This window comes from Pseudomonas sp. HMWF006 (assembly GCF_003061205.1).
Classification (GTDB): Bacteria; Pseudomonadota; Gammaproteobacteria; order Pseudomonadales; family Pseudomonadaceae; genus Aquipseudomonas; species Aquipseudomonas monsensis.
On sequence record NZ_QAIU01000302.1, the window covers coordinates 2,967 to 7,652 of the forward strand.

Sequence of the window (4,686 nt, forward strand, 5' to 3'; positions counted from 1 at the left end):
GCCCGCCGATCAGGCTGCAAATCGGCCACGTACGTTGATTGAGGGGTGCAGTGCCATCGCTGTGAGTAGCGCAACCGGTGAGCAAGCTGCCTAGCAGCAGCACCGGCAAGACGGACCTTGAGAAAACAGTCATTTTGAAAGCTCCTGTGTCACCGGCCCATACCGGTTACACAGGAGTAAAGACCCGCATCCGCGACTGCACAAGCCGCGGATGCGAGAGGTCTAGCGGACGATTTTGATTTCGGTACGACGGTTTTGCGCGCGACCGTCAGCGGTTTTGTTATCGGCCACTGGCTGGCTTTCACCCATGCCGGACACCGAAACGAAGCTGGCGCGTGGCACACCCTGCTGGATCAGGTATTCCACCACCGAATGCGCACGACGATCCGACAGTTTCTTGTTGTAGGCATCGCTGCCCACACTGTCGGTATGACCGGTCACGGTCAGTTGCGCGTTGGAGGATTCCTGTTTCAGGCGAGTGGCGACTTTGTCGAGCACTTGTTTGTCAGAACCGGTCAGCGTGGCCTTGTCGAACTGGAAGTGCACATCGCGAATAACGATGGTTTCTTCCTTGACCACAACGGCTTCTTCTACCACTGGCGCAGGGGCAGGTGGTGGGCAGCCGTCAGCATCGACTTGCACGCCTCGAGGCGTGTGCGGGCACTTGTCGCGACTGTCCGGCACACCATCACCGTCCTCGTCACCATCACCGTGCACCCAGCAATAGGCCGCTGCCGTACCGCCGACCAACAGTGCGCCGTAGCCGGCCCACGCCGAACTTTCCGTCGCACCGAGGCCCGCACCGACTACACCGCCGACCGCCGCACAGGTCGGCCAGTCGGTTTTCTGCAAACCTGCGCAACCAGTCAACACACTGGTTAGCAGAATCAAAGGTAATGCTGTCCGAACTATGCTCATCTGGTTTTCTCCTGAGGGATCGGCTTAGAACCGATTCAGGGAGTAAAGACCGGAGTTTTAATCTCCGCCAGCAATAGGCCATTGCTGTTTGCGACCGTGTTCACAGGACTTTCCCCCCATTTACCGCGAACCGGCGCCGCAGCGCGCTTTGCCGGCGCAGTCAGGCAGGCTAGTCTTGGCAGTCTGATTGAGGAGCATTGATGAACGTCGCCATTTCTTCCCGCACGCCACAACAGGCGTTGGCCGCTTTGCTGGATCGCTACGCCCCGGCGCGTCTGCTGTTGATCGGCGCCAGTGAATTCCCGGCGCTGAGCGCATTCAAGCAAGCGCACCCGGACACCTGCGTGGCACATGCCGCGCCCGGCGCCTTGCCAGCGGAACTGGCCGCGCGGCGTTTCGACCTGGCGCTGGTGGTCGATTGCCTGGAACATTTGCCCAAGCGCGATGGCCTGAACCTGTTGGGCGGCATTCGTAACCTCAACGCCAGCCGCATCGCGGTGCTCTCGGATCTGACGGCCAGCGGCTGGCAGGAAACCGATTTCTATTCGCTGGCACTGCAGGCCAGCGAGCGCTTCCAGCGTGACGATCAGGTGCTGACCCTGTTCACTTACGATCTGCTTGACTACAAACAAGTCCCCGACTGGCTCAACTCGCGGTTCTGGGCCAATCCGGAAAACTTCGGGAAATACTGGTGGTAATGCAATGAGTACAGCCATTTGCCCGTGCGGCAGCGGTAATCTGCTGGACGCCTGCTGCGGTCACTATCACGCCGGCCACCCGGCGCCGTGCGCCGAGGCGCTGATGCGCTCGCGCTACAGCGCCTATGTGCTGGGTCTGATCGATTATCTGGTGGCGACCACCCTGCCCGCCCAGCAAGCGGGGCTGGATCGTCAGGCAATCAGTGCCTGGAGTGCGCAGAGCACCTGGCTCGGCCTCGACGTGGAAAGCTCGGAAGTCTTCGGCGGCCAGCCGGAGCACGCCTTCGTCACCTTCACTGCACGCTGGCACGACAGCCAGGGCGAACACAGTCACCGCGAGCGCTCATCGTTCGTGCAAAACGCCGGGCGCTGGTACTTCATCGACCCGACCGTGCAGTTGAAACTGGGACGCAACGATGCGTGTCCTTGTGCCAGCGGGCAGAAATTCAAGAAATGCTGTGCGGGGTATTTCGGCGCATAGGATCAACAGATCGCAGCCTGCGGCAGCGCCTGCAGAGAACGCCATCTCATGCAGGCGGCGATCTTTTAGCGTCTAGACTGGCAGCAAAAGGAGTTCAACCATGCTCGGTCGTTGGCGCACATTCCAGCTCTTCACCTTGATGCTGACCCTGAATCTGGGCGGCTGCGCTTCGTGGTTCAGCGACGACAGTGTCGACCCCGCCGTGCACCTGGTGAACGTCGAGGTGGTACGGGCAAAACTGCTCGAACAGAAATTCATCCTGCACTTTCGCATCGACAACCCCAACGACAGCGACCTGACCGTGCGCGGCCTGGAATACCGCATTCATCTGGGCGACCTGCTGCTGGCCGAGGGTGAACATGAACACTGGTTCACGGTGGGGCCCAAACGCAGCGCCTACTTCAAGGTGCCGATCCGCACTAACCTGTGGCCGCAGGTCAAGGAGGTGGTGAAAATGCTGAAAAATTCGAACCAGCCGATTCCTTATCGGTTACAGGGCGAAATGGAAACCGGTTTATTCATCGCTCACTACGTGCACCTTGAACGCAATGGCGTGATAATCCCCGCCGATCTAATTCCGGAGCAACACCGATGACCCAGCAACCTCATGTCCATGGCCCTGACTGCAACCACGATCATGATCATGACCATCACCACGATCATGGCCATGTCCACGGCCCGAACTGCGGCCACGCCCACCAGGAACCGGTGCGCAACGCCTTGAAAGACGTCGGCCGCAACGATCCGTGCCCATGCGGCAACGGCAAGAAATTCAAGAAGTGCCACGGCGCGTGATGCGCCAGGCGAAGAGCGCCTTCGCCTGATACTCCGCCATCGCTGGCAAGCCAGCTCCCACAGTGATCGAGTTCCTCCCGCTGGAAGGCAATTAACTGTAGGACTGAGCCTGCTCGCGATGACGGCAGTACATTCAACATCGCTGGCGCCTGACAGACCGCTATCGCGAGCAGGCTCACGCCTGCAGGTGAGCGGGTTTCTTCAGATGGAATGCAATCGCCCTGTGGGAGCGAGCTTGCTCGCGAAGGGGCCGGTACACAGGGCAAAGATTTTCAGCCCGCCGCGAGAATCTGCTTCGCACTGACCACCGTCGCATACTCCCCCTGCAAATTCCCCAGCGACATCCCGTGCACCTCTTCAGCCGTGCGCAACGTGCCGAAATAATCGGCCTTGTCGAAGGTAAAGCACGCATCCTCCACCACCCACGCGTCGAACCCCAGATTGCCCGCCGCGCGCGCCGTGGACTCCACCGAGTTGTGGGTGGCCACGCCAACGATGATCAACTGCCCGATCCCCGCCTCATTCAACCGTGCTTCCAGCCCGGTGCCACAAAAGGCATCCGGCACGCGTTTCTGTATCAGCCACTCGCCATCCTGCGGCAAAAACCGCTGCTGAAACTCCACGCCTGACTGTTGCGGCCAGAACACCGAGTCCGGCGAATGCGAAAGATGCTGCACATGAACCACCGGCCGCGCGTTGCGGCGCCAGAATCCGAGCAAATCGAGGATTCGCTCTTCGGCCTGCGGATTGTTCCGCCGCCCCAGACGCGGTTCCAGAATGCCTTGTTGCTGGTCGATGATGATCAGCGCAGCGTTGGCCTGAAGTTCCATGGCGATTTTTCTCACGAGGGGTCATTGAATTTCCCCTAGTTCAGCATCACCTCTTCCTGCCAGGCAAGCGATCGAACGCACACGGGACGACTCGACGCCGACGTTGGCTGCACGCAAGTCCATTTCTGATTTGGAGCTTTCCATGATCGACCTGTATTACTGGACCACCCCCAACGGCCACAAGATCTCGCTGTTTCTCGAAGAAGCCGGCCTGCCGTACAACGTGCACCCGATCAACATCAGTCAGGGTGAGCAATTCCAGCCGCACTTTCTGAAGATCGCTCCGAACAACCGAATCCCGGCCATCATCGACCATGAACCGGCCGATGGCGGCGAGCCGCTGTCGCTGTTCGAGTCGGGGGCCATCCTGCTGTATCTGGCGGAAAAGACCGGGCTCTTCCTGCCCAAGGATCTGCGGGGTCGGCAAACGGCGTTGCAATGGCTGTTCTGGCAGATGGGCGGACTGGGGCCAATGGCGGGGCAGAATCATCACTTCAGCCAGTTCGCCGCGGAAAAAATCCCCTACGCGATCAAGCGCTACATCGACGAAACCGCGCGCCTCTATGGCGTGTTGAACAAGCAACTGGCCGACCACACATTCGTCGCCGGCAGCGAGTACAGCATCGCCGACATGGCGATCTACCCGTGGATCGTCTCGCATAAATGGCAGAGCCAGAACCTTGAGGACTTCCCGCATGTGCTGCGCTGGTTCAATCACATCAAGGATCGTCCGGCGACGGTCAAGGCGTATGCCCTGGTGCAGCAGATCAACCCGCCCAAAGCCTGATTGAATTCACTGTGGCGAGGGGATTTATCCCCTCGCCACAGGTCTTGTGTTGTCCTCAGGTGAAGGTTCGTCTGACAAATCGAGAAATAACCCCCGCCCCCGCTTGCGCGGCACCCTCCTGCTCACTAACGTAGCGCCTTTACTGACGCTACCCCCCGCAGGAGCTTTGCCATGGCC

7 protein-coding genes and 1 pseudogene are annotated in these 4,686 nt (G+C 59.9%); 5 read left to right on the plus strand and 3 right to left on the minus strand.

Going from position 1 to position 4,686, the window contains the following annotated elements; translation table 11 throughout:
* Together DBR24_RS32050 and DBR24_RS12470 are read right to left on the minus strand one after the other, a co-directional pair.
* Positions 1 to 133 (minus strand): annotated as a pseudogene (locus DBR24_RS32050) (OmpA family protein); the annotation flags it as partial.
* A gap of 89 nt (positions 134 to 222) precedes the next feature.
* Positions 223 to 918, minus strand: a complete 696-nt coding sequence (locus DBR24_RS12470) for an OmpA family protein (RefSeq protein ID WP_128614907.1) — start codon at positions 916 to 918, stop codon at positions 223 to 225.
* 200 nt (positions 919 to 1,118) lie between these two features.
* Between DBR24_RS12470 and DBR24_RS12475 the strand changes: the two genes are divergently transcribed.
* From DBR24_RS12475 to DBR24_RS12490, 4 genes are all read left to right on the plus strand, one after another.
* Complete coding sequence (locus DBR24_RS12475; protein WP_123465248.1) at positions 1,119 to 1,616, plus strand: DUF6231 family protein; 498 nt, start codon at positions 1,119 to 1,121, stop codon at positions 1,614 to 1,616.
* 4 nt (positions 1,617 to 1,620) lie between these two features.
* The gene (locus DBR24_RS12480) at positions 1,621 to 2,097 is read left to right on the plus strand and encodes a YchJ family protein (protein ID WP_123465246.1); all 477 of its coding nucleotides are present in this window, start codon (positions 1,621 to 1,623) and stop codon (positions 2,095 to 2,097) included.
* Between the two features lie 100 nt (positions 2,098 to 2,197).
* Entirely contained in the window at positions 2,198 to 2,692 is a 495-nt protein-coding gene (locus tag DBR24_RS12485) for an LEA type 2 family protein (protein WP_128614908.1), read from the plus strand.
* A complete protein-coding gene (locus tag DBR24_RS12490; RefSeq protein WP_030139406.1) occupies positions 2,689 to 2,892 on the plus strand; it encodes an SEC-C metal-binding domain-containing protein in 204 nt (67 codons plus the stop codon). The genes DBR24_RS12485 and DBR24_RS12490 overlap by 4 nt, the downstream gene beginning before the upstream one ends.
* A 272-nt stretch (positions 2,893 to 3,164) precedes the next feature.
* On the opposite strand, the gene DBR24_RS12495 is transcribed toward DBR24_RS12490, so the two are convergent.
* A complete protein-coding gene (locus DBR24_RS12495; RefSeq protein WP_123465242.1) occupies positions 3,165 to 3,722 on the minus strand; it encodes a cysteine hydrolase family protein in 558 nt (185 codons plus the stop codon).
* 142 nt (positions 3,723 to 3,864) lie between these two features.
* Here DBR24_RS12495 and DBR24_RS12500 point away from each other — a divergent pair, with 142 nt between their 5' ends.
* Complete coding sequence (locus tag DBR24_RS12500; protein WP_128614909.1) at positions 3,865 to 4,509, plus strand: glutathione binding-like protein; 645 nt, start codon at positions 3,865 to 3,867, stop codon at positions 4,507 to 4,509.
* The last annotated feature ends 177 nt before the right edge of the window (positions 4,510 to 4,686 follow it).